Below are 25,153 nucleotides of genomic sequence, written 5' to 3' on the forward strand. Positions count from 1 at the left end.
ATGAAATGCCCTACAGCGAACTCAAGCGGATCGCCGGCGCGTTCTTGCCCCTTGCCCTACCCAAGCCCTATTCGATTCCTTGTGCAATCATCGGCGCACGCTTCGCTCAATCGCGTTCATAATGCTCCGCGTATGGGAATCAAAACCAAGCTCAAGCTGATCGGTCTGCTGCCTCTGTTGATGGCGGTGGTCTTCGGCGCGACCGCCTATCGCGGCCATGAAAGCCTGCGCGAGCTGCGTGACCTCACCGACCTGGCCGACGGGATGCAGGATCAGGTGGAACAGGTGGAGTCCGACGTCCATCGCTTCATCGAGACCCGTGCGGACTCTTTCCGCCAGGAAGTCTATCTGTTGCTGGATTCGTTGGATATCCAGGCGTATGTCGCGGGCCAACGCTTCGAGGCGCCATCCGCACCCGCGATCGTGGCGGAACTGCGCCAGCGGCTGATGCGGACCCACCGGGGCTTCATGGAACTGGACGCACTCTACTTGCCCGTCCTCAACGCGGTCGGCATCGCGCACATCCAGCAGCTCGCGCAACGCATCCAGATCGAACTCAGTCACATTAAACCCCTGCTGCACCGTCTGAAACATGACAGCCATCGCTCCGTGGTCGACTATAGCGATACGCTCTGGAAGACCGAATTCATCCTGATCGTCATCACCGCACTTCTGGTTCTGGCCCTGATGGCGCCAGTTCTGTATCGGGTCGCCACCGCGCTGCACACGCTCAGCCGGGGTACCCGCGAGTTGGGACAGGACGGTATCCCGCCTGTTCTGTCCTTGTCCGGAAAGGATGAATTCAGCCGGTTGGCACTGGATTTCAATCAGATGTCGCGACGGCTCGCAGAGGCCGAAGCGGTGCGGAAACGGCATACCGCCGAACTGGAAAACGCGGTGAAGGATCTGGAAAATTTCAGCTACTCGGTCTCGCACGATCTGCGCGCGCCCCTGCGCGCCATCGATGGATTCGTCGCCATCCTGATGGAGGAGTACGCACCACTCCTGGACGCGGAGGGTTTACGTCTGTTCGCCGTGGTCAGTGCCAACGCCAAGAAAATGGAGCAGCTTATCAACGATATTCTGGCCCTGTCGCGCGCTGGCCGCCTGGAATTGGAACCCCGTCAGGTCGACATGAATGCGCTGGTGGACGAGGTCTGGAACGACTTGACCGAGCAGCAGGGGGAACGCTCGATTCAATTCCAGTGCGAGGATCTGCCAGGGATTTTCTGCGATCCGCGGGCCATCCGTCAGGTCTGGCGGAACCTGTTGGGGAATGCGCTCAAGTTCACCCAGGGCCGCGATCCGGCGGTGATCGAGGTCAGCGCGGAACGTCGGGAGGGAATGATCCGTTACCGTGTCAAAGACAATGGCGCGGGCTTCGATCCCGCCTATGCCGACAAACTCTTCGGGCTCTTTCTGCGTCTGCATGGCATGGATGAGTTCGAGGGCACGGGCGTGGGGCTGGCCATCGTCAAACGGTTCATCCAAAAGCATAATGGCCAGGTGGAGGGGACGGGCGCGGTGGGCATGGGCGCCACGTTTTGTTTCAGTCTGCCTGTCCAACCATTCGATGAGTCGGAGGATGTGCATGGTCGAGAGAGAATTGGTGGTTGATATCCTCCTGGTGGAAGACAACCCGAGCGACGCGGAACTCGCCATCCGCGCCTTGAAAAAGCGCAATCTGGCCAATCACCTGGAATGGGTCAAGGACGGCGCCGCCGCCCTGGATTTCCTCTTCCAGCGGGGCGATTATGTCGGACGTTCCAGTGCCCTGCCGAAGGTGGTGCTGCTGGATCTGCGCCTGCCCAAGGTCGATGGGATCGAGGTGCTGACGCAGATCCGCGCCCATCCGGAGACGCGAGAGTTGCCGGTGGTCATTCTGACCTCCTCGAAAGAAGAGCAGGATCTCGTCGCCACCTATCAACTCGGCGTCAACAGTTTCGTCGCCAAACCGGTCGCCTTCGACGAGTTTGCCCGCACCGTGGCCGAGCTGGGCATGTACTGGGTGCTCGTCAATCGGGTGCCGCCCGATATCCGCTCTCCATCATGACCGCTCCGTTGCGCATCCTGTTGCTGGAAGATAGCCCCTCGGACGCGGAGCTGATCGAACGCTTCCTGAGAAAATCGGGGCTGTCGTTCGATTCGCGCCGGGTCGAGCGCGAGGATACCTTTGTGGAAGCACTGGATGCGTTCCGCCCGGAGGTCATCCTGGCGGACTACAGTCTGCCTCACTTCGACGGGTTGCAGGCGTTGAATCTGGTGCGCGCGCGCGATCCCGATCTGCCGTTCATCTTCGTCACCGGGGCGTTGGGCGAGGAAGGCGCGGTGGAGTTGCTGTGCAACGGCGCCAATGATTACGTCCTCAAGGATCTGCTCACCCGTCTGCCCATGGCATTGGAACGTGCGCTGGAGAATGCGCGTCAGAGCAAGGCATTGCACAAGGCCGAGCAGTCGCTGCGGGAGAGCGAGGAACGCTTCCGCGCCATCGTGGAAACCACGCTGGACTGGATCTGGGAGGTGGATGCCGAGGGCCGCTATACCTATGTCAGCCCGGCTTCGACCAGACTGCTGGGCTATGCCCCGGAGGAAATGCTGGGACGCCGCCCCATCGATTTCATGCCGCCGTCCGAGGCCACGCGCATCGGCGCAAGCCTTGCCGAGATCGTCGCCGCCCAACAACCCTTTTCGTTGCTTGAAAATACCTGCCTGCGCAAGGACGGGGCACCCGTCGAGATGGAAACCAGCGGGATCCCGATTGTCGGGGCCGACGGCCGTTTCCTGGGCTATCGGGGGATCGACCGCGATATCACCCAACGCAAGCGCAATGTGGCGACGCTGCTGTTGCAGGCCCGTCGCGCCACGGCCCTGCTGGAGCTGCCGCGCGCCGCCGAGCACATGGATGAGCGGGAATTCATGCAATTCGGTCAGGAGTTGGCCGAGGAACTGACCGCGAGCCGAATCGCGTTCATCCATTTCGTCAACGAGGATCAGGAAACCATCGAACTGGTCACCTGGTCGCGCCGCACCCTGGACGGTTATTGTCAGGCGGCCTATGACAAACATTATCCGATCAGCCAGGCGGGCGTGTGGGCGGATGCCCTGCGTCAGCGTGCCCCGGCGGTGTTCAACGAGTATGCAACGACGCCTCACAAGCACGGCCTGCCCGAGGGTCATGCGGAGTTGACGCGCCTGATCAGCGTGCCCGTGATGGAAGGCGACCTGGTTCGCATGATGGCCGGGGTCGGCAATAAGGACAGCCTCTACACCGACCTGGATGTCGAGAGCGTTCAGCTCATCGCCAATGAGATCTGGCGCATCGTCCGTCATCGGCGGGCGGATCAGGAACTGCGTAAACTCTCGCTGGCCGTGGAACAGAGTCCGGCCAGCATCGTCATCACCGATCTGGATGCCCGCATCGAATACGCCAATCCCGCGTTCACCAGGGTTTCGGGCTACCGTCTCGACGAGGCGATGGGTCGGAATCCGCGTGTCCTGCAATCCGGGCAAACCCCGCGCGAGGTGTACGATGACCTCTGGACGACCCTGGGCCGAGGCGATGTCTGGCGTGGCGAGTTCTCCAACCGGCGCAAGGATGGCAGCGACTATGTCGAGCTGGCCATCATCTCGCCAGTGCGCCAACCGGACGGGCGCATCACCCACTATCTTGCGGTCAAGGAAGATATCACCGAGCGTAAACGTGTTGAAGAAGAACTCAAACACTATCGTCTGCATCTGGAAGAACTGGTTGAAACCCGGACTCTGGAGCTGAAAACACTGGAGGAGCGCAGCCGACTCATCCTCGAATCGAGCGCCGATGGACTCTATGGCGAGGATACCGAGGGACGCGCGACCTTCATCAATCCGTCCGCCTGCGCCATGCTGGGCTATCGTCCGGAGGACGTGCTGGGCTGCTGCACGCATGATCTGATTCACCACAGCCACCCCGATGGGACGCACTATCCGAAAGAAGACTGTCCAATCCACCGCGCCTCCGGCCATAAGCATGTGCTACGGCAGGACGAGGACGTGTTCTGGCATGCCGACGGCCACCCCTTTCCGGTGTCGTATTCGTCCCATCCCATGTATCGGGACAAGCAGCTCATCGGCGCGGTGGTCAGCTTCTTCGATATCTCCGCGCAAAAGCAGACCGAGGCGGCGCGCGAGGCGGCGCTCGCCGAGGCGGAGCGTCTCGCGCGTCTGAAGAGCGAGTTCCTGGCCAACATGAGCCATGAGATCCGTACCCCGCTCAATGCCGTGCTGGGGTTTGCGCAGATCGGCGTGCGCCAGAGCGACGGGCGCAAGGCGCGGGATTTTTTCAAGCGGATCATGGATTCGGGGCAACTGCTGCTCGGTATCGTCAACGATATCCTGGACTTTTCCAAGATCGAGGCGGGCAAGCTCAACATCGAACAGGGCCTGATCGACTTGCGCGATGTCATCGACCATTCCGTGGAGCAACTGCGGGAGCGCGCGCGGGATAAGGGGCTGGAACTCTCTGTCGATGCCTCTCGCGAGCTTCCCGCCACCTGTCGCTGCGACGGTCTCAGGCTTGCGCAGGTGCTGGGAAATCTTCTGTCGAACGCGATCAAGTTCACCGAGCAGGGAAAGGTCGTTCTGTCGGTGACCCGGAGCGCTCGCAGTCTGTCGTTCAGCGTGTCGGACACGGGCATCGGCATGACCGACACGCAGGTGGCAAACCTGTTCCAGCCCTTCGAACAGGCGGATGGATCGATCACTCGCCGGTTTGGCGGCACCGGGCTAGGGCTTGCGATCAGCAAACGTCTGGTGGACATGATGGGGGGCGAGATCGACGTCCAGAGTCGGCCGGGAGAAGGGGCTCGCTTCGATGTGCGGATTCCCCTGGTCGATCCCTCCGGAACGCTCTCCGTGCGTCCGGTCGAGGCGACCGCGCCGTTGCTTGCGACACCGCCCCAGCGTCTGCCTGGGCTCGTCATCCTGGTGGCCGAGGATAACGCGGTGAATCGACTGGTGCTGGAAGAGTTGCTGAAAGATGAAGGCTGCTGGCTGGTGCAGGTCGAAAATGGGCTCCAAGCCGTGGAGCGCGTGCGCCAGGATGGTGCCAACGCCTTCGATCTGGTGCTCATGGATATCCAGATGCCGGTCATGGACGGTTTCGAGGCGACCAGACAGATTCGCGGGTTCGCGCCCGAGCTGCCGATCGTCGGTCTGACCGCTCACGCCCTGCCGGCCGAGCGCAATCATTGTCTGGCGTCAGGTATGGTCGATCATCTGGCCAAACCGGTGAATCTCGATGCATTGGTGGAGACCATCCTGAAATATGCCAAAATCGCTCCCGATCCCACCCGTTCGCCAAGGCTGGAACTCATCGGGCGGCTTGAACGGATCGCCGGGGCGCGGCAAGCCCCACCGGTCATCGGCGCTGGCGACGCGCTGGCGATGATCGACTGGCCGGCCCTGACGAACCGTCATCAGCGACGCCCCGAATTTCTGCCCAAACTTCTGGAGTCCGTGCTGACCGGGAATGCCGCGCATCCCGCCGCCCTGCGTCAAGCCGCCAACCGCGGCGACATGGGCCGCATCGCCTTCCTCGCCCACAGCCTGAAAGGCACAGCGGGCAACCTCTGCGCCGACGCCTTCAGAGAGCTTGCTACCAGTACGGAAAACAATGCCCGCGCGGAACGCAGCGAGGCATCCCGGCAAGCCTTTCGGCTTGCCAACGCGCTGGAGACAGTGTTAAAGGAAATTGCAACGCGATTGGAAGAGTTCGTGGCGCCGATGGCCGAGGATCCGAGTGTGGCCGTCCCCATCGACGAGGCGGTCCTCTCCGAGGCGATCGCTCGTTTGGAATCCCAGCTCGTCATTGACGACACAGCGGCAAATGCGACCTTCAAGGCGTTTCAGCCACTCTTCCTGCGCGCCCTTGGCGAACAGGCTCGACAACTCGGCCGGCAGATCGAGTGTTTCGACTACCCAACGGCGCTCGACACCCTGCGCGCTGCCAAGGCGGATCGGGGCGAGACCGCCGTGTAGGCGGTTGCGCATCCAACGCGCGGCGGATCGAACGCTTTTGTTCCGATGCCCGATCAAGCCAACTCGTGCAACTGTGCGAAAGTCCCAAGACCGTCTCAAGTCGTTGTCGTAATCGAATATTCGCCATGTCGAGACCGCGATTACGACAACGACAACGACAACGACAACGAGGATGCCCCGGTCTCGGAATTTGAGCAGCGAAGCACTAGCCATTTCTTAAAAACGCCCCGGCCGTTGCCGGGGATGGAGATCGCGACGATGATCGAACGACTGGAGATCGGCGGCCTCAAGGTCGCCCAACCCCTGTATGACCTGGTCAGCAACGAGATCGCCCCAGGCACCGGGATCGATCCGGAAGCCTTCTGGAGCGCCTTCGGCGAGATCCTGCGCGAGCTTGCGCCACGCAATCGCGAACTGCTCGCCCGAAGGGACGCGCTACAGACCCAGCTCGATACCTGGCATCAGGAGCGCCGCGGCCAGTCGATGGATCTGGACGCCTACCATGCCTTTCTGACTGACATTGGCTATCTGGTTCCCGAGGGACCGGATTTCCTGGTCAGCACCACCAATGTCGACCCGGAAATCGCCGCGATCGCCGGCCCCCAACTCGTGGTGCCGCTGAGCAATGCGCGCTATGCCCTGAACGCGTCCAATGCGCGCTGGGGCAGTCTCTACGACGCGCTCTATGGAACCGATGCGATTCCGGAGGAGGATCATCTCAAGCGCGGTCACGACTTCAACCCCGAACGCGGGGCGGCAGTGGTCGCGCGCGCCGCGGCCTTTCTGGACGCGACCGTCCCGCTCAATCGCGGCTCCTACGGCGATGCCTGCGGATTCAAGCTCGAACAGGGCAAGCTGGTCGTCTGTCTCCCCGACAACAGTCAAACCATGCTGACGGATCCGGCGCAATTCATCGGCTATCGCGGCAGTCCGGAACAGGTCTCGGCCATCCTGTTCGTCCATCATGGACTGCATATCGAGATCCAGATCGACCGCGAGCACCTCATCGGCAGGGAGAGCCCGTCGGGGATCGCGGACATCCTGCTGGAGTCCGCCGTGACTTGCATTCAGGACTGCGAGGATTCGGTCGCCGCCGTCGATACCGAGGACAAGGTCGGCGTGTATCGCAATTGGCTCGGCTTGATGAAAGGCGACCTGACCGTGCAGTTCAGCAAGGGCGGCCGGATGGTCGAACGCGCGCTGGACCCCGATCGCAGCTATATTCGGCTTGGTGGCGGTACCCTGGCCATGCCCGGCCGCGCGCTCATGCTGGTGCGCACGGTTGGCCATCTGATGACCACCGACACCGTGCTCGATGCCGCGGGCGAGGAGGTGCCCGAAGGCATGCTCGATGCCATGGTCACGGTGCTGTGCGCGCTGCACGACGTCCATCCCGACTTCGGCGCGCGGCGCAACTCGCGCACCGGCAGCGTCTACCTCGTCAAGCCCAAGCTGCACGGACCCGCGGAGGTCCAGCTTGCCGTCGACCTCTTCGCGCGCGTCGAGGCGGCATTCGGTCTTCCCGTTAACACGATCAAGATCGGCATCATGGACGAGGAGCGTCGCACGACGGTCAACCTGAAAGAATGCATTCGGGTCGCCCGCGAGCGCATCATCTTTATCAATACCGGTTTTCTCGACCGCACCGGCGACGAGATCCATAGCGGCATGGAAGCCGGTCCGGTGCCGCGCAAGGGCGACATGAAGAGCCAACCTTGGCTCCTGGCCTACGAGGACTGGAATGTGGATGTAGGTCTGGCCTGCGGCCTGCCCGGACACGCTCAGATCGGCAAGGGCATGTGGACCATGCCGGACGAGATGCACGCCATGCTCGCGAGCAAGATCGCGCATCCTCAGGCTGGCGCCAACTGCGCCTGGGTGCCCTCGCCAACCGCCGCGACCCTGCATGCCATCCACTATCATCAGGTCGACGTGGCCGAGGTCCAGGCCGAACTGGTCCGGGGCGGGCGCCGCGCCAGTCTGGACGATCTTCTGCAGGTTCCGACGGTGCGCGATCCGGCCTGGACCGCCGAGGACATCCAGCAGGAACTGGACAACAATTGTCAGGGCATCCTGGGGTATGTGGTGCGCTGGATCGATCAGGGCGTGGGCTGTTCCAAGGTGCCGGACATCGCCAATGTGGGTCTGATGGAAGACCGCGCGACCCTGCGCATCGCCAGTCAGCAGGTTGCCAACTGGCTGCATCATGGCGTCGTCAGCCGCGAGCAGGTGCTGGAAACGCTGCAACGCATGGCGGACGTGGTGGACGGTCAGAATGCCGCCGATCCTCAGTACCGGCCTATGGCGCCCGGCTTCGACGGCCTCGCCTTCGAGGCCGCCCGCGAGCTGATTTTCCAGGGTCGCGCGGCCCCGAACGGCTATACCGAGCCCCGGCTGCATGCCATGCGCCGACGGCGCAAGCAACTGGATGGAACGCGATCGGATTCCTGACGTCATTCCTGCGGCAACCGCTTTCGGGCGGCGCTCGCCAGCCGTCCCGACAGGGATCGACTCTCAAGCCAGGGCACCCGAGCGGGCTTTGCCCATTGATCGGCCTCGCCTATAATCCGCTGCCTTAAACCGCGTCCGCCACCAGGACGCGACTGAACATTTGTCAAACGATCCTGGAGAATGATGATGCCCACCTACGATTATCGTTGCGATGCCAACAACCGCGTGGTCGAGATCTCACACCGGATGAGCGAGAGTTTGAGCAGTTGGGGCGAACTCTGTGCGCGCGCCGGTCTCGAGACTGGCGATACGCCGGCCGATGCGCCCGTGCATCGTCTGGCGACCGGCGGCAATGTCATTTCCAGCCACAGCCTCGGCAGTGGCAGCGCCCCGGCCTGTGCTTCCGGTTCCTGCTGCGCGGGCGGGATGTGCGGGTTGCAGTAAGGCGATGTGAAACATTTTCGCGCTTGCGCGGGTCTCACCAGAAACATCTGTCGTCTGACATTCTTCTCTCTGGAGCGCGCGCATGGTTTCAATCAGTCGAATCTTTGTGTGGGGCATGCTGGTTCTGATGCCGACGAGCCTGTTTGCCAGTGACGATTCCATCGTGCTTGGCATGGGCTGTTTCTGGGGGGCGGAGAAACGGATGTCCGAGATTCCCGGCGTGATCGATGTCGAGTCCGGCTATGCCGGCGGCGATGACCCAGCGGCGGGCTACGAGGACGTGCTGAAGCTGGAGAGGGCGCTGCGGCGCGGCGCCTCCGGGCAACGCAATCATGCCGAAGTCGTCAGGGTGCGCTTCGATCCTGAGCGCGTGAGTCTCGAAACCATCCTGAAAAGGTTCTGGGAGAGCCACGATCCCACGCAGGGCGATCGTCAGGGTAACGATTTAGGCAGCAATTACCGCAGCGCCATCTATACCCGCGATGAGGCGCAAAGGGCCGTCGCGCTGTCGACCCGTACGGCGTATCAGCAAGCGCTGAGTCAGGCGGGACATGGTCGGATCACCACCGAAATCGCGCCCCTGCGCCACTACATTCGCGGCGAGGAGCAGCATCAGGATTACCTGAAGAAGAACCCCAACGGTTATTGCGGGCTCGGTGGCACGGGCGTGGTCTTCCCCGGCGGGGAGACCAAGGCGGGACCACCGCCGCTGGCGGCGGATCAGCTCGCGTGGGATCGGCAGTTGATCGTGTTCGAGGCGGAAGACTGTCCCTTTTGCAAGCAGTTCCATGCCGAGGTGATGGACGCCTGGCAGTCGGAGATTCCCATTGCCGCCACCCTCAACCACGAACCGCCTAAGGACTGGACGTTGCAGAAGGCATTGTTCGCCACGCCGACCACAGTGCTCTTCGAGCAGGGACGGGAGGTGTCCCGTTTCACCGGCTACCAGGGCGACAAGGAGCGCTTCTGGAAATGGCTGGGGTTTCAGGTTCTGACGCCGGCGCAGCAGCGGGTCGCCTTCGAACAGGGCACCGAGCCGGCGTTCACCGGCTCTCATCTCGATGAAAAACGCCCGGGTATGTTCGTCGATGCGGTCACCGGCGCCCCCCTGTTTCGCAGCGATGCCAAGTTCGAAAGCGGCACCGGCTGGCCCAGCTTCTTCAATCCAGTCGAGGGAGCGATTACCCTGCACGAGGATCGCTCGCACGGGATGCGCCGGGTCGAGGTGCGCAGCGCAAGCTCCGGGATGCACCTGGGGCATGTGTTCGACGACGGTCCCCCTCCGTCAGGCAAGCGTTACTGCATCAACGGAAACGTCCTGAAATTCGAGCCGGACGCCGAATGAACGACGAGGCGATCATCGCGGCGACGCGGCACTGGATTGAGCAGGCGGTGATCGGGTTGAACCTCTGCCCGTTCGCCAAGGTGGTCTACGTGAAGCGTCAGGTACGCTTCGTGGTGAGTCATGCACGTCATCTGGACGGATTGCTTGAAGACCTCGACCGCGAGCTGGAGTTTCTTGTCGCCGCCGACCAGGATGCCGTCGAGACGACGCTGTTGATCCACCCCACGCTTTTGCCGGATTTTCTCGATTTCAATGAGTTCATGCCGCTGGCCGAGGCGAGCGTGGAGGAACACGACCTGCAGGGTGTCATCCAGATCGCCAGCTTTCACCCGGCCTTTCAGTTCGCGGGAACGGCACCCGAGGATCTCGGCAACCTCACCAATCGGGCGCCGTTTCCGACGCTGCACCTGCTGCGCGAGGACAGCATCGCGCGCGCGGTGACGGCATTTCCCCAGGCCGAGACGATTTATGAACGCAATATCGAGACGATCGAGGCGCTGGGACAGGCGGGTTGGCAGGCTTTGTGGCGCAAGCCCTGAGCAGGTCGTGAACAGGTTCCATACTCGAGACGCACCAGCCTGAGCTGGATGCGCGCGCATATTCCGCCGCCGGTGACGGTGACCATCGGTGGGCCGTCGCTCGGCGGCATGATGCTCAATCGCCTTCGAACTCGCACAGCGCAAAGACCTTTTGTCCACGGCTTTCGAGCCGCCGGCGCCCGCCAAGATCGGGCAGATCGATGACGAAACAGCACTCGACGATCCCGCCGCCCATGCTCTCGATCAAGTTGCAGGCCGCCTCCGCCGTGCCGCCGGTCGCGATCAGGTCATCGACCAGTAGCACCTGCTCGCCCTCGGTCACCGAATCGACATGCATCTCGATGCGGTCGGTGCCGTATTCGAGATCGTAGTCGTGGCCGACGGTCTCGGCCGGCAGCTTGCCTTGCTTGCGAATCGGCACGAAGCCGACGCCGAGTTGATAGGCCAGCGCCGCGCCGATGATGAAACCGCGCGCCTCGATGCCGGCCACCCGATCGATCTTCACGGGGGTGTAGCGATGGACCAGTTCATTGATGGTGACGCGCAGTCCGACTGGATCCTTGAGCAGGGTCGTGATGTCGCGAAACATGACGCCCTGCTTGGGATAATGGGGAACGGTGCGAATGAGCGACTTGATGGGCATGGCTCTCTTTCCGGAAAGGGTTAGCGGGGGTTGAGCAGGCGGCCGGCGACCGCGTCCAGGCGCCCGACCAGTTCGGGATCGCGCGCCTCGGGCGGCGTGATCAGGGCGTGCTCCAGCGTCGAGCGGCAACCGCAGGCGGCGGCGCCGGTATCGGCGTGCAGACGCGGCGCGAGCGTCTTCACCAGGCTGCGGGCTTTATCGGCATTGCCTAGCAGAACCTTGACGATGGCGTCGACGGTGACGTCGTCGTGGTTGGGATGCCAGCAATCGAAATCGGTGACCATGGCCACCGTTGCGTAGCAGAGTTCGGCCTCGCGCGCGAGCTTGGCCTCGGGCATGTTGGTCATGCCGATGACATCGCAGTTCCAACTGCGATACAGCTCGGATTCGGCCAGACTGGAGAACTGCGGTCCTTCCATGACCAGATAGGTGCCGCCGCGCGCCACCTCGATGCCGGCCTCGCGCGCCGCCGCCTCGATGTGGTCGCCGAGCCGGTGGCACACCGGATGCGCCATCGAGACATGCGCGACCAGACCGGTGCCGAAAAAGCTCTTGACGCGGTCGAAGGTGCGGTCGATGAACTGGTCAACGATCACGAACATGCCTGGGCGCAGATGCTCGCGCAGCGAACCCACGGCGCTGACCGAGATCACCTCGGTGACCCCGGCGCGCTTGAGCACGTCGATGTTGGCGCGGTAGTTGATCTCGGACGGCGGAATCTTGTGTCCGCGGCCATGGCGGGGTAGAAACGCCATCGGCTGTCCGTTTAGCTCGCCGCGCAACAAGGCGTCGGAGGGTTCGCCGAAGGGCGACTCGATGCGCTCCCAGCGCTGGTTGGTGAGTCCTTCGATGTCATAGACACCGCTGCCGCCGATAATCCCGATCACCTGGGCGTTACTGTCGCCTGCCATTCACGATCCCCCGCCATGCGATTGTCAATAGGGCCGACAGTCTACCCGATTGGTCGCGTGAAAATGAACGGCGGGACCAAACTTCCGCGGGACGTTCGTTTGACCTGTATCAATTCAGCGGGAAGGCATGCCTTTGAGGATGGCGCCGCCCGGTTTAATGTCGCGCGAGGCGGGAATCGCCCACCTATCGACTCGGTTCGTTCGGCGGTGCGAGGCTCGAGGGTTTTTCCAACGACCGCTTTCGATGTACAGCATAGGCCAGCCTCTCATGATTTCCCCACCATTCTTCAGCCGCGGCGACCTGGACGGCTTCTTCGGTCTTTTCGTCGACAACCTCCTGCAGATCATGCTGATCGTCCTGCTCGGGCCGATCATCTGCGGTTTTACCTCGACGCAGATCGCCGAACAGATCCTGCCCGCTGTCGCCCTGTCGGTGGTCTTCGGGAACCTCTTCTATGCCTGGCAGGCACGCCGGCTTGCGCGCCGCACCGGTCGCGACGACGTGACCGCGCTGCCCTATGGCATCAATACCGTCAGTCTCATGGCCTTCATGTTCCTGGTCATTGGCCCGGTCTACCGTGACACGGGCAACCCGGAGTTGGCCTGGCAAGTCGGTTTGTTCGCCTGTTTCCTGAACGGGGCGATGGAGATCGTCGGGGCCTACGGCGCCGACTGGCTGCGCCGCAATACGCCCCGCGCGGCCCTGCTCTCGGCGCTCGCCGGCATTGCCGTGACCTTCATCGCCATGGGTTTTGTCTTCCACATCTTCGCGGCTCCGGCGCTGGCGTTGCTGCCGATGATGATCCTGCTCGGTGTCTATGCGGCCAAGCTGCGTCTGCCCTGGGGGTTGCCCGGCGGGTTTGTCGCGGTCTGCGTCGGCGTGGCGATCGCGGCGGCGCTGCACGCGCTCGGCTGGCTGGAAAGCACGACGCCCGCGGTCGCGGCGGATCTTGGGCTGCACCTGCCGCGGCCAGTGCCAGACTCGATGCTGGCCCTGATGTTCTCGCCCCTGGGCTGGCAGTACTTCGCCGTCATCCTGCCAATGGGTCTGTTCAACATCATCGGCGCGCTTCAGAACCTGGAAAGCGCCGAAGCGGCGGGCGACCGCTACGAGACGCGCCCGTCGCTGCTGGCGAACGGCGCCGGCACGCTCCTGGCCGCCAGCTTCGGCAGCCCTTTTCCGACGACCATCTATATCGGCCACCCGGCCTGGAAATCCATGGGGGCGGGAACGGGCTATTCGGTGCTGAATGCCATCGCCATGAGTTTGCTCTGTTTGACCGGAACCTATGCCGTCGTCATGGCCTGGGTGCCGCTGGAGGCGACCCTCGGCATCCTGCTCTGGATCGGCCTGAGCATCACGGCCCAGGCGTTTCAGGAGACGCCGCGCCGGCATGCGCTGGCGGTGAGTCTCGGCATGATCCCGGCGCTGGCGGCCTGGGCCTTGCTGTTGATCGAAACCACACTGCGGGTCAGTGGCTCCTCGCTGTTCGCGGTGGCGGACAAGTTCGGCAGCGACCTCTATATCCACGGTGTCATCGCGCTCAATCAGGGATTCATCTTCACCTCGACCATCCTGGCCGCCATGCTCGCCTTCATGATCGACCGCCGTTTCGATCAGGCGGCCGGTTGGTGTCTTGCCGCCTCGATCCTCTCCTACTTTGGCGTCATCCACTCCTACCGACTGACCGAGAGCGGTGTGCAGAATCATTTTGGCCTGAATGCCGCGCCGGAATTCGCCGCAATCTACGCACTCTGCGCGCTGCTCCTGTGGCTGCTGCATCGCGATGCCCGGCGCGCGGCTCGATCATCCGGCGCGCTGCCCCCGAGCGCTGGCCAGTCGCTCCAGCCGGGACCGACGCTCGCCGCCCGACACCCGGCGCCAGATTTGGCTGAAGCCGCGCCAAGAGATCGCGCGCATCCCTGAATGCCGTCTCCCGCCACCCCCGGCGCGCAGCGACCCCAGATCGGCGCAACCAACCAGGCGGGCCAGCCGGATGCGTTTTCACGCGTGGATTCAGGTATCCTAAGCCGCGTCCGGACCGCTGTGGGTTTGCGGAAACGGCATTTTTCGCTCTGGACGCGGTTAGGTGCCCAACTCTCTTTATTATCCTGTGCGGATGTTGGCGGCGAGCGGCCCCGAGGATCCTCTAACGGCTCCATCGGCACTGTCGACCGCGCAACGTCGCCGAGTCGTCAATCCGAATGAAGCAAGACATCAAAGACCTCATCAGCGCCGCACTGACGGCCCTCGTGTCCAACGGCCAGCTCGACGCCCCGGAATTGCCCGAGCCGATGCTGGAGCGTACCCGCGACACCGCTCACGGCGACTTCGCCACCAACGTGGCGATGGTGCTCGCCAAGCTCACCCGTGCCAAACCGCGCGAGCTGGCGCAACGGCTGGTGGAAGCGCTGCCGCCCTCGCCGCTGGTCACGCGGGTGGAGATCGCCGGACCGGGCTTCATCAACTTCTTTCTGGCCGACACGGCCTATCGCGCCGAGATTCCCCGCATCCTGGAGGCCGGTCACGAGTTTGGCCGCAGCCGCATCGGTGCTGGCCGGCGGGTGCAGGTCGAATTCGTCTCCGCCAACCCGACCGGCCCGCTGCATGTCGGACACGGACGCGGCGCCGCCTATGGGGCGGTGGTCGCGGATCTGCTGGCCGCGGTCGGCTTCAACGTCCATCGCGAGTATTACGTCAACGACGCCGGGCGCCAGATGGACATCCTCTGCGCCTCGGTCTGGCTGCGCTATCTGGAACTCTGCGGCGAGGATCTGCGTTTTCCGAGCAACGGCTACAGGGGCGACTATGTCTGGGACATCGCCGCGACCCTGCACCGCGAGCATGGCGACGCCTATCGTCATCCTGCGGAGAATGTCTTCGCCGGGGCGCCCGAGGATGCCGCCAGCGCTGACGAGCACGACGAGGAAGGCAATCCCCTACCGAATGCCCCTGTGGGCGACAAAGAGGCCCATATCGACGGGCTCATCGTCGCCGCCAAGCGTCTGCTCGGCGACCACCGTTATCGGTATGTCTTCGAGTTGGGGCTGAACATCATCCTCGACGATATTCGCGACGATCTGTCCGGGTTCGGCGTCGACTATCAGGAGTGGTATTCGGAACGCTCGCTGACCGAGAGCGGCGCGGTCAATAAGGCCATCGAGCGTTTGCGCGCGGGCGGCCATCTCTACGAACAAAACGGCGCGCTCTGGTTCTGCTCGACCGCCTTCGGCGACGAAAAGGACCGGGTGGTGGTGCGCGACAACGGCCAGAGCACCTATTTCGCCTCCGACATCGCCTATCACATGGACAAGCTCGAACGCGGGTTCGACCGGGTCATCGATATCTGGGGCGCTGACCATCACGGCTATATCCCGCGCGTGAAGGCGGCGCTCCAGGCGCTTGGCGACGATGCCGACCGGCTCGACGTGCTGCTGGTGCAGTTCGCGATCCTCTATCGCGGCGGCGAGAAGGCGCAGATGTCCACCCGCTCCGGCGAGTTCGTCACCCTGCGCGCGCTGCGCCAGGAAGTCGGACGCGATGCCGCGCGCTTTTTCTATGTCATGCGCCGCTGCGAGCAGCACCTGGATTTCGACCTGGATCTGGCCAAGTCCGAGTCCTCCGACAACCCGGTTTATTATGTGCAGTACGCCCACGCCCGCGTCTGTAGCGTGCTGCGTCAGGCCGCCGAGAAGGGCATGGTGGTCGACCCAAGCCCTGGCGCGATCAACCTGGAACGTCTCGTCGAGGATCACGAACAGGCGCTGCTGCGCAGCCTGACCCGTTATCCCGAGGTGGTCGAGACGGCCGCGCTCAAGGCCGAGCCGCACCAGCTCACCCAGTATCTGCGCGAGCTGGCCAATGATTTTCACACCTACTACAACGCCCACCAGTTTCTGGTGGAGGACGCCGTCCTGCGTGACGCGCGCATCAAACTGATCCTGGCCGCGCGGCAGGTGTTGCGCAATGGTCTGGGCCTGCTCGGCGTCTCGGCACCGGAGAACATGTAAGATGGTCAAGGAAACGCGACGCGGCACCCCCGCGCGGCTGCTGGTGAAACGCAAGCAGAGTTGTTCCTGTGTCTGGTGGTTGCTGTTGGGCATCGCGCTGGGCGTGGTCGCCGGCAATTTCATGTCGACACGGCGTGACGCGACGAATCCGCAACCCGGGGCATCGCCAAGCACCAACCGCGAGTCGCAAGCGGCGCCCGTACAACCGACCTTCCACTTTCCGCAGCTCCTCAATGATGCAACGGTTGAGGTCGGCGACAAGGGACCGCCGCCGCCGCCGCCGGCACCTCGGCCGCAACCGCCCGTCGAGCAACCGCAGCCAATGGTGGAAGATCCGTCGACGCTACCGTCTGACGCGCCACGGCCGGCCGAGCCCGTCCCGGCGGCTCGCAGCGGAACCTATGTGGTGCAGGCGGGTTCCTTCACCAGCGCGGCGGATGCGGAGCGCCGTAAGGCCGAACTGGCCCTGCTGGGAATCTCCAGCAGGGTTCAGACCGCGACCCTCCCGAGCGGGAAGACCGCCTATCGCGTGCGGACCGGTGCCTATTCGAGCAAACAGGCCGCGGAGCAGGTGCGTGCTCAGCTCAAACGCAATGGCAAGGAGGGGATGACCATCCCCATCAAATGAGAACGAACAGCAAGCTTGCGGAATGCAGCCGCGCGCTGCGGGATGACGCGGTCAATTGAGGTTCGGCGTGTGGCCGGCCGCCACATAGACCGCGCGTTCGGCGACATTGGTGGCGCGGTCGGCGACCCGCTCATAGTTATGCACGATCCACAGCAGGTAGGTTCCCGTCAGCGCGAATTCCACGTCCACGCGCATTCTGCCGAGCACCTGTTCGATGATCGCGTCCTCGTCGCGATCGACCTGCTCCTCGCGCATCACGGCCGCGCGCGCGGTGTTCTCGTCGCTGTTGGAGGTGAAGGCGTCGAGCGCGGCGGCGAGCATGGCGATGGCGTCGCCGGCGACTTCAACGATGGACGCGACTAATTCGGACGGAAGACGGCTGTCTCCGATCTTGAGCATCACGCTGGCCACGTCCCCGGCATAATCGCCGATGCGTTCCAGTTCGGACACCAGCTCCATGCAGGCGCCCAGCGCGCGCAGATCTTCGCCGGCGGGCTGATACGCGGCGAGGGTGACCAGGCACTGCTGTTCCAGCAGGCGACGCTGTTGATTGATCCCGCTGTCCGCCGCGATGATTCGCTCGGCCAAGGCCAGATCATGCTCCCGGAGACAGCTGACTGAGCGATTCAGTGCCTGGATCACCAGTTCCCCCAGGTCGCCGATGGCCGCCTGAAGCTGGATACGCTTTTTCTGCACCAGATTGATATTGTCGGTCATCGTGGCATCCTCGTGTGAGTCATCGAAAGTACGCTCAATCGACCGGCGATTGTCTCACAGGCATGTTGCGGAAACTGGTACGCAGAAAAAAACCGCCCGAATGGGCGGTTGATCCTAAAGCCTGCCGTTGAAACCGCAAAGCATACGCGCGATCTGGACTTCGGATCGCCAGCGCCATTGGCTCAAGCCAGTCCGTCCAAACCGATCAGGCGGTGGTCAGCGGTATATCATCCGGGTTAGCGGAAGCCCCAGCGCAGGGCGGAGGCTCCGTGACCGATGCTTTGCGCCGCATCGCCGATCGAGCCGATGCCATTGGCGACATTCGAGGTATTGCGGCCAAATACCTCGGTATCCTCGGTCCGATTCATGACCCGTACCCGGTTATCCGTCAGATCGGCGTTGCTGTTCATGAGCCGCGAACGCGCACGGGATTCGCGGTCGATGGCCCCGGCGGCTGCATGGTTGACATCGGCCTGGCTACGCATCACTTCGTTATAGGCGCTATTGCCGTAGACATTAAAGTTATCGGCGGAAACGGCGGATGCCGACAGCAGCAGCGCGACGGAGGCGATACCGCCAAAGAGTCGATTGATGGTCATGGTTGGCTCCTCGATTCAGATTGCGATGAAATTCGGGGTGTCCGTTCGGACGCGGTTTAAACGGAAAGCGCGATCAATATGTCAACTCTCCGCGATCAACGATTTTGGATCGGTCACAGCGAACAACTGGTTGAGGGCGCGTATCTTCGGATCGATGCGAGCTATGCTGGCGATCCGACCTCTTTACTTGTCTTTCGATACAAGGGTCAGTGTCTGGCGTATCGGAATCTCTGCGTGCACATGCCGCGCGAGCTCGATTGCGAAAACGATATGATTTTTGACGAGACCGGTCAATATTTGCGTTGCTCGATGCATGGGATCGTCTATGACCCGCTCACGGGCGAATCGCTCAGCACGCTCTGCAACGGTCAGCGGCTGACGTCGGTCAGGGTGATGGAGGACGAAACAGGGATCTGGATCAAGGATCGGCGGCTCAGGCCGCGGCTGGCGGCGGATTGAGGCCGGAGTGACGACGGTAGACGCGCGAGTATGGTGCGCCGAAGTCTCGCCAACGAGAGCGATCTGCGTAGTGCCTGATCGGAACTTGGCAACGAGTAAAAAATTAATTAAAACAACGGCAACGACAACGGCGCTAAAGGTATTTGCGAATTGGCTTGTTTAGCTTATGAATGAACCGTTCCTTAGGTACCGCTGCACTGGCGGCAATCGAACCGCAAGGCGCGGCGCCTGTGCGGTTCCGGCTGCCGGATGCTGGTTCAGGCACCCATGGCGCGTTTCAGATCGCCCTCGGCATCGCCGCCGGTAAGCCGCAGATCATAGCGTTCCTGCAGAATGGCGAAGACGTTGGGCGTGACGAAGGCCGGCGGATTCGGGCCGAGCGTGATGCCCTTGACTCCGAGACTGAGCAGCGTCAGAAACACGGCTACGGCCTTCTGCTCGAACCAACTGATGACCAGTGTCAGCGGTAGGTCGTTGACGCCGCAGTCGAACGCCTTGGCCAGTGCCACCGCGACTGAGATCGCGCCATAGGCATCGTTGCACTGCCCCATGTCCATCAGACGCGGCAGGCCCAGATGCTCGCCATAGTCGTAATCGCGGATGCGAAACTTGCCGCAGCCGAGCGTCAGGATAAAGGAATCCTTTGGCGTGGCTTGCGCATAATCGCTGAAATAATTGCGGCCCTTCTCGGCACCGTCGCAGCCGCCGATGACGAAGAAATGGCTGATCTGGCCGGCCTTGACGGCATCGACGATGGTCTGGGCCCGGTCGAGCAGCACGGTACGATGGAAACCGACCGTGGATTCTCCCACGATGTTTTCCTCGCAAGGCTCGCAGCGACGCGCTTCCTCGATGACCGCCGAAAAATCCTCGTCCAAACGCTGACCGCCTGGTACCGCCGTGGCGCGCATGGTGAAGAGTCGGCCCTTGTAGCTGTCGGGCGGGATCAGCACGCAGTTGGTGGTCACGACCACGGGGCCGGGGAAGGCCGCGAATTCCTTTTTCTGGTTCTGCCAAGCGCCGCCATAGTGACCGGCCAGATTCGGATGCTGCTGGAACTTCGAGTACATATGGGCCGGCAGCATCTCGCCGTGGGTGTAGACCTTGATGTCGGTGCCCTTGACCTGTTCGAGCAGGTTCCAGAGATCCACCAGGTCATGCCCCGAGACCAGAATCCCCGGTCCCGCCTGGGTGCCTTCCTTGACCTTGATCGGCGCTGGCTTTCCGAAGGACTCCATATGGCCCTCGTCGAGCAGTTCCATCACTCGCAGATTCATTTCGCCGCATTTGAGACAGAGTTCCAGCAGGGTCTCCAGGTCGAAGTTGACGTTGGTCATGGTCGCGAACAGGGCTTCCTCGATGAAGGACGAAACCTGTTCGTCGAATTTGCCCATTCTCCGGGCATGATGCGCGTAGGCGGCCATACCCTTGAGTCCGTAGAGCAGGGTTTCCTGGAGCGACTGGACATCGGCGTCCTTGCCGCACACACCGGGGGAGGTGACGCAGGCGGTCTGGCGGAAGGTTTGTTCACACTGGTTGCAATACATGGAAACCTCTGGATCTGAAAAATAGCTCAAGGAAAATCGGCACGCGGGATGGGTCAGGGCCTGGCCGGGTGCGCGGGGGAGAGTGTCGCGGGAGCGGGGCGGGATGGCCTTGACCGAGATCAAATGGCTTCTGACGTGTGTCGCTGCCCCCATCGCACTGGCGCTTCCGGTCTCAAACCGAATCCTTGCCGTTGGAGATGCCAGGGCGCGCCCGCACTTATAATGATGGTGAAGAGGCATGAATGGCCGTTGAGCCTGCGTTCAACCGTGTCCAGACGGAAAAGCGTCGTTTTCAGCCTTTTCAGCCTTTTCAGGCGTCGCGACCGCCTCTGGGGCGATCAGCAAGACGCGGTTTTTTATCCCTTAGGAGTTAATGTGATGAAACTGATGATGATTTCGATGACTCTGCTGGCGGCCGCCACCATCGCTGCCTGCGGAACCACCACCGCATCGCGTACGGGTAGCGGCGCGGCGCTCGGGGCGGCCACCGGCGCGGCAGTCGGTTCATTGAGCGGTAACGCGGGTAAGGGCGCGCTCATTGGCGCGGGAGCCGGCGCCCTTGGCGGTTACGTCCATGATCGCAACGAGAAAAGCAAAGAGCAGCAGCGGTGGTAGGCTGACCGCGGAACCCGTCGGCTTCGGGCGGCGGGTTTCGTCGGCAAAGCCCGCTTGCACCCAATCCCACGCATCGCCAGAGAAGTCGTTATGTCTGAATTCACCAATGTCACCGTGACCAAAAAAGCGAACTGCTATTTCGATGGTCTGGTGACCAGTCGCACCCTGACGTTCCCGGACGGGCGCATCAAAACCCTCGGAATCATGCAGCCCGGCGAATTCGAATTCGGCACCCAGGCGCGAGAACTGATGGAAATCATGAGCGGAGAACTGGAGGTATTGCTCCCCGACGAGGAGCAATGGCGTCAGATTCAGGGGGGCGAATCGTTCGAGGTGCCCGCCAATTCCAAATTCCGCGTCCGGGTGCGCGCCTTGACGGATTATTGCTGTTCGTTTCTTTCCTGAACCGGGTAAACCAGCCTCTGGCTCGAACCCTAGTGCTTCGCTGCTCAAGTTCCGAGACCGGGGCTTCCTCGTTGTCGTTGTCGTTGTCGATTATTCGCCATGTCTAGACAACGACAACGACAACGACAACGACAACGACCTGAGACGGTCGTGGGATTTTCGTAAAGTTACCCCGGTTTCCGCATGGACCTCACCAATCAAATCATCCTGATCGTCTCGCTCGTGCTGTTCGCCAGCGTCCTGGCCGGCGCCTTGAGCAGCCGGCTGGGCGCGCCCCTGCTGCTGGTGTTCCTGGTCATCGGCATGCTGCTCGGCGAGGACGGCCCCGGCGGCATCGAGTTCGACGATGTGCGCGTGGCTCACCTGTTCGGCAGCCTGGCGCTGGCCGTCATCCTGTTCGATGGCGGTCTGGCGACCCCCTATCGAAATTTCCGGGTCGGACTCAAACCGGCGCTCGGGCTGGCGACTATCGGCGTTCTGATCACCACCCTGATCACCGGGGCGTTCGCCGTCTGGTGGCTGGGTCTGGGCTGGCTTGAGGGGCTGCTGCTCGGCGCCATCGTGGGTTCCACCGATGCCGCGGCGGTGTTTTCGCTGCTGCGTTCCAGGGGCTTGGAGTTGAAGCAGCGCGTGGGGGCCACGCTGGAGATCGAGTCCGGCAGCAACGATCCCATGGCCGTCTTCCTGACCATCGCGCTGATCGAGCTGGTCCTCCATCCTCAGGGCAATCCAGGGCTGACGCTGTTGACCGAGTTTGCCCGTCAGATGGGGCTGGGCGCCTTGATCGGCCTGGCCGGCGGCTTCGGTCTGGTGTGGCTGGTCAACCGTCTGACGATGTCGCCGGGACTCTATCCGCTTGCGGTCCTGGCGGGCGGCTTGAGTCTCTTCGGCGTGACTGCGGTCCTCGATGGCAGCGGCTTTCTGGCCATCTATCTAGCCGGACTGGTGGTCGGCAACCGTCCGCTCCAGTCCCGCCTTGACATCAAACGTTTCCACGACGGGATCGCCAGTCTGGCGCAGATCGGCATGTTCCTGATGCTCGGGCTGCTCGTCACCCCCTCGGAATTTTTGCCGGTGGCGCTGGATGCGCTGCTGTTCGCGGCGGTGCTGATCCTGCTGGCACGGCCGCTGGCGGTCTGGCTCTGTCTGCTGCCGTTTCGCTTTCCCTGGCGCGAGCAGGTGTTCATCGGCTGGGTGGGTCTGCGCGGGGCGGTGCCCATCATCCTGGCGCTCTTCCCGCTGCTGGCGGGTCTGGAGCAGGCCCAGATGTACTTCAATATTGTGTTCTTCGTGGTCCTGCTGTCGCTGCTGATCCAGGGCTGGACGCTGTCATCGCTGGCGCGGTTGCTGAAGCTGGAGATCCCGCCGACCACCCAGGTGGTGCAGCGGGTGGAACTGGACATTCCCGGCCAGCAGGAACTGGAACTGGTCGGCTATCGTTTGGCGGCCAATTCGCCGGCGGTCATCGAGAAGCGGGCTGGCTTGACCCTGCCCAGGGGCGCGCGGGTGGTGGCGATTCTGCGCGACAGGCATTTGCTGGAGCATCTGGAACCGCTCGACCCCCGTCCGGGCGACTATCTTTATCTGATGGCGGATCCGACCGACCTGCCGACTCTCGACCGCTTGTTCGTCGCGAGCCCCGCCGCGGCACGTCTTTCCGACCTCGCCTTTTTTGGCGAGTTCGTCCTCAACGGCGATGCCCGCGTGGGCGATCTGTGCACGGCTTACGGGATCTGTCTGGCCGACAGCGAGCATCGATTCACGCTCGATGAGCTGATTCGTCGTGGGCTCAACGCGCATCCGGTCGTCGGCGACCGGTTGCAACTGGGGAGTGTGGAATTGGTGGTGCGGCGAGTGCAGGATGACCGGATCACGCAGGTGGGACTGAAGTTGCCCCGTGCAAACTGAACCTCGTCCGCGCGACGCGCGCGCTATCGTGCGAGATCGGTTTTGCAGGAATCAACAGTGGCCGTGTGAGACGCGGGATCGTTCGACCGATGCAACCCGAGCAAGCGTGCTGGATGCCTAGTGCTTCGCTGCTCAAGTTCCGAGACCGAGGCATCCTCGTTGTCGTTGTCGTTGTCGTTGTCGTTGTCGTTGTCTCGACTTGGCGAATATTCGATTACGACAACGACAACGACAACGACAACGACCTGAGACCGTCTTGGGACTTTCGCACAGTTCGGGTTTCCGTGTTCATGGAGATTATCGCTGTGAACACGGATAAGGGGCGCGATTACCAGCTATTGGCCGCACTAAGGGCCGCGCGGGCCTCCTCGGTGGGATAAATCGCCTTGCCCGCCTCGTCGAGGAGGGTAATCGCGAGGGTCGGACAGCCTTCGGCCGCCGAGCGCATCATCAGTTGGTCCCCAAGGCCGCCAGTCGGAAGCGCCTTGAGATCATCGCCGATATCGTCTTCCTTGAACGCTTGGGGGCAGGCCACCCAGCAGGTACCGCAGCCAATACAGGCGGCAGCTTCAACCTCGATCTTGCTAATCATGTGTACGAAGGGTCCATAGCGGGTTAGGCTGCGTGTCGTCTGCATCGCGCAGCAGGATTTCAAACGCCAAAAGATACGCTGGGGTGGCGCGGGGCGCAACGAGATAGGATACCCCACACGCGGAAGGCGACGACGGCTGGCACGCGAGAGCGCGCAAATTCAGCGTACGTGTTCATCGTTGGGTAACCCGTATAATCGACCATCGGACGTGATCGGCCAATCCGAGAAACCATGCATGTCTTTATCAGGGAATCATCGAGAGAGCCTTCATCCATGTCAGATGCCCCATTCGACCTCATCGACGCCAAGGACGCCTTCGCCGATAGCGACTGGTTCCATGTCTGCCGTCAGACCCAGACGCCTTACGTCGTCGTGCGCAGTGGCGAGACATCAGCCGACGTGCTTTGGGACTATGTCACGCTTCCGCCGAGTTGCGATGCCCTGTTGCGCGGCCATTTTGCCTCGCTGGAAAACAACGCCCGCGCGATTTTCGAGCGCTTCGCCATTCCGGAATCGCATCTCAGGATCAAGCCTACCCTGATCTGTTTCGACAGACTGCCGTTCGATCATGCCAAGCGTGCCGCGGCGGAACTTCACGGCCTCATTTCAACCTATCTGCCCGATGCCCGGACTGTCTCGCGTGGCGCTCCGGTTCCTTGCGAGTCGGCCGCGCCAGCCGGCGACAGGATGCGGGACGAACTGGAAGCGCCCAGCCTCCGGCGGCTTTGGGTCGAAGAACAAAGCCACGCCAGTTCGGTCTGAATCCTCTGCCGCAGCGGCGCCGAAGTCGAGTCGCTCAACCTGCAACGCCAGAGCTTCCAGCCCTCACGGAACGGGACAGACCAAGCGGGTCTATCGACGCAAAGACCTGGTTTCGTTCGCATGACTGTCGCTCGGAAGAACTAAATACATGCTTTTATTTCAGAGAAAACACAATATATTGTGTTTTCGGTTGGAGATACTGTCTGGATGTCCTAGAATGACCTCGTGCAACTGTGCGCAAGTCCCAAGACCGTCTCAGGTCGTTGTCGCGGTCTCGACATGGCGAATATCGATTACGACAACGACAACGAGGAGGACCGGGGCTCGGAACTTGAGCAGCGAAGCACTAGCGCTTCCGGCGCACGGGCGGTACCACGCGAACGCGTTCGACGGATCGCCTGGCACCGGGTTTTTCCGGCTTTCTTCCTGGACGGATGGCACTGCCGTCGGTCTTTCGGGACGGGGCGATTCCCGCCCTTCAGTCAACCTTAACCTTCTTCCGCCATCCACCCACGTCGGCTGCCTGGCGGATTGATCGAATCGATGAATCGAGGACAGACCA

General features: G+C 62.4%; 21 protein-coding genes. 15 read left to right on the forward strand and 6 right to left on the reverse strand.

Annotated elements, in window-relative coordinates:
• The first annotated feature begins 132 nt into the window (after window positions 1–132).
• The 7 genes from CCR95_RS10380 (at window position 133) to CCR95_RS10410 (ending at window position 10,794) form a co-directional block, all read left to right on the forward strand.
• The gene (locus tag CCR95_RS10380; protein WP_201094113.1) at window positions 133–1,617 is read left to right on the forward strand and encodes a sensor histidine kinase; all 1,485 of its coding nucleotides are present in this window, start codon (window positions 133–135) and stop codon (window positions 1,615–1,617) included.
• Window positions 1,592–2,053 carry a response regulator gene (locus tag CCR95_RS10385; protein ID WP_201094114.1) on the forward strand — a complete coding sequence of 154 codons (462 nt, stop codon included), beginning with the start codon at window positions 1,592–1,594 and terminating at the stop codon, window positions 2,051–2,053. Before CCR95_RS10380 ends, CCR95_RS10385 begins: the two co-directional genes overlap by 26 nt.
• Complete coding sequence (locus CCR95_RS10390) at window positions 2,050–6,015, forward strand: PAS domain S-box protein (RefSeq protein WP_201094115.1); 3,966 nt, start codon at window positions 2,050–2,052, stop codon at window positions 6,013–6,015. Before CCR95_RS10385 ends, CCR95_RS10390 begins: the two co-directional genes overlap by 4 nt.
• A gap of 258 nt (window positions 6,016–6,273) precedes the next feature.
• Complete coding sequence (locus CCR95_RS10395; protein ID WP_201094117.1) at window positions 6,274–8,466, forward strand: malate synthase G; 2,193 nt, start codon at window positions 6,274–6,276, stop codon at window positions 8,464–8,466.
• 186 nt (window positions 8,467–8,652) lie between these two features.
• Window positions 8,653–8,910, forward strand: coding sequence for an FmdB family zinc ribbon protein (locus CCR95_RS10400; RefSeq protein ID WP_201094118.1), 258 nt, complete (start codon window positions 8,653–8,655; stop codon window positions 8,908–8,910).
• An 82-nt stretch (window positions 8,911–8,992) separates the two neighbouring features.
• On the forward strand, window positions 8,993–10,255 hold the full coding sequence (gene msrA, locus CCR95_RS10405; protein WP_201094119.1) for a peptide-methionine (S)-S-oxide reductase MsrA: 1,263 nt from the start codon (window positions 8,993–8,995) through the stop codon (window positions 10,253–10,255).
• Window positions 10,252–10,794, forward strand: coding sequence for a DUF1415 domain-containing protein (locus CCR95_RS10410; protein WP_201094120.1), 543 nt, complete (start codon window positions 10,252–10,254; stop codon window positions 10,792–10,794). The genes msrA and CCR95_RS10410 overlap by 4 nt, the downstream gene beginning before the upstream one ends.
• A gap of 115 nt (window positions 10,795–10,909) precedes the next feature.
• Here CCR95_RS10410 and CCR95_RS10415 read toward each other — a convergent pair whose 3' ends face one another.
• Window positions 10,910–11,437: an adenine phosphoribosyltransferase gene (locus tag CCR95_RS10415; protein WP_201094121.1), complete on the reverse strand. Its 528-nt coding sequence runs from the start codon at window positions 11,435–11,437 to the stop codon at window positions 10,910–10,912.
• 20 nt (window positions 11,438–11,457) lie between these two features.
• On the reverse strand, window positions 11,458–12,348 hold the full coding sequence (locus CCR95_RS10420; protein WP_201094122.1) for an S-methyl-5'-thioadenosine phosphorylase: 891 nt from the start codon (window positions 12,346–12,348) through the stop codon (window positions 11,458–11,460).
• Between the two features lie 268 nt (window positions 12,349–12,616).
• Between CCR95_RS10420 and CCR95_RS10425 the strand changes: the two genes are divergently transcribed.
• From CCR95_RS10425 to CCR95_RS10435, 3 genes are all read left to right on the forward strand, one after another.
• A complete protein-coding gene (locus CCR95_RS10425) occupies window positions 12,617–14,275 on the forward strand; it encodes a hypothetical protein (RefSeq protein WP_201094123.1) in 1,659 nt (552 codons plus the stop codon).
• A gap of 278 nt (window positions 14,276–14,553) precedes the next feature.
• Window positions 14,554–16,359: an arginine--tRNA ligase gene (gene argS / locus CCR95_RS10430; RefSeq protein ID WP_201094125.1), complete on the forward strand. Its 1,806-nt coding sequence runs from the start codon at window positions 14,554–14,556 to the stop codon at window positions 16,357–16,359.
• A gap of 1 nt (window position 16,360) precedes the next feature.
• A complete protein-coding gene (locus CCR95_RS10435; RefSeq protein ID WP_201094127.1) occupies window positions 16,361–16,987 on the forward strand; it encodes an SPOR domain-containing protein in 627 nt (208 codons plus the stop codon).
• Between the two features lie 51 nt (window positions 16,988–17,038).
• Here CCR95_RS10435 and phoU read toward each other — a convergent pair whose 3' ends face one another.
• Together phoU and CCR95_RS10445 are read right to left on the reverse strand one after the other, a co-directional pair.
• Window positions 17,039–17,704 carry a phosphate signaling complex protein PhoU gene (phoU, locus tag CCR95_RS10440; protein ID WP_201094129.1) on the reverse strand — a complete coding sequence of 222 codons (666 nt, stop codon included), beginning with the start codon at window positions 17,702–17,704 and terminating at the stop codon, window positions 17,039–17,041.
• Between the two features lie 236 nt (window positions 17,705–17,940).
• Window positions 17,941–18,303: a hypothetical protein gene (locus tag CCR95_RS10445; RefSeq protein WP_201094130.1), complete on the reverse strand. Its 363-nt coding sequence runs from the start codon at window positions 18,301–18,303 to the stop codon at window positions 17,941–17,943.
• A gap of 78 nt (window positions 18,304–18,381) precedes the next feature.
• Here CCR95_RS10445 and CCR95_RS10450 point away from each other — a divergent pair, with 78 nt between their 5' ends.
• On the forward strand, window positions 18,382–18,762 hold the full coding sequence (locus CCR95_RS10450) for a Rieske (2Fe-2S) protein (RefSeq protein WP_201094133.1): 381 nt from the start codon (window positions 18,382–18,384) through the stop codon (window positions 18,760–18,762).
• A 257-nt stretch (window positions 18,763–19,019) separates the two neighbouring features.
• On the opposite strand, the gene hcp is transcribed toward CCR95_RS10450, so the two are convergent.
• Window positions 19,020–20,309 (reverse strand): hydroxylamine reductase, encoded by a 1,290-nt coding sequence (hcp, locus tag CCR95_RS10455; RefSeq protein ID WP_201094202.1) that lies wholly within the window; start codon window positions 20,307–20,309, stop codon window positions 19,020–19,022.
• 378 nt (window positions 20,310–20,687) lie between these two features.
• On the opposite strand from hcp, the gene CCR95_RS10460 reads away from it, so the two are divergent.
• From CCR95_RS10460 to CCR95_RS10470, 3 genes are all read left to right on the forward strand, one after another.
• Window positions 20,688–20,924 carry a YMGG-like glycine zipper-containing protein gene (locus CCR95_RS10460; RefSeq protein ID WP_201094134.1) on the forward strand — a complete coding sequence of 79 codons (237 nt, stop codon included), beginning with the start codon at window positions 20,688–20,690 and terminating at the stop codon, window positions 20,922–20,924.
• Window positions 20,925–21,014: 90 nt separating this feature from the next.
• Window positions 21,015–21,329, forward strand: a complete 315-nt coding sequence (ppnP, locus tag CCR95_RS10465; protein ID WP_201094135.1) for a pyrimidine/purine nucleoside phosphorylase — start codon at window positions 21,015–21,017, stop codon at window positions 21,327–21,329.
• A 183-nt stretch (window positions 21,330–21,512) separates the two neighbouring features.
• Window positions 21,513–23,237, forward strand: coding sequence for a potassium/proton antiporter (locus CCR95_RS10470; RefSeq protein ID WP_201094136.1), 1,725 nt, complete (start codon window positions 21,513–21,515; stop codon window positions 23,235–23,237).
• Window positions 23,238–23,565: 328 nt separating this feature from the next.
• Here CCR95_RS10470 and CCR95_RS10475 read toward each other — a convergent pair whose 3' ends face one another.
• The gene (locus tag CCR95_RS10475) at window positions 23,566–23,829 is read right to left on the reverse strand and encodes a ferredoxin (protein WP_201094137.1); all 264 of its coding nucleotides are present in this window, start codon (window positions 23,827–23,829) and stop codon (window positions 23,566–23,568) included.
• 273 nt (window positions 23,830–24,102) lie between these two features.
• Between CCR95_RS10475 and CCR95_RS10480 the strand changes: the two genes are divergently transcribed.
• Entirely contained in the window at window positions 24,103–24,591 is a 489-nt protein-coding gene (locus CCR95_RS10480; RefSeq protein ID WP_201094138.1) for a hypothetical protein, read from the forward strand.
• The last annotated feature ends 562 nt before the right edge of the window (window positions 24,592–25,153 follow it).

The organism is Thiocystis minor, assembly GCF_016653465.1.
In the GTDB taxonomy this organism is placed as follows: Bacteria; Pseudomonadota; Gammaproteobacteria; order Chromatiales; family Chromatiaceae; genus Chromatium; species Chromatium minus.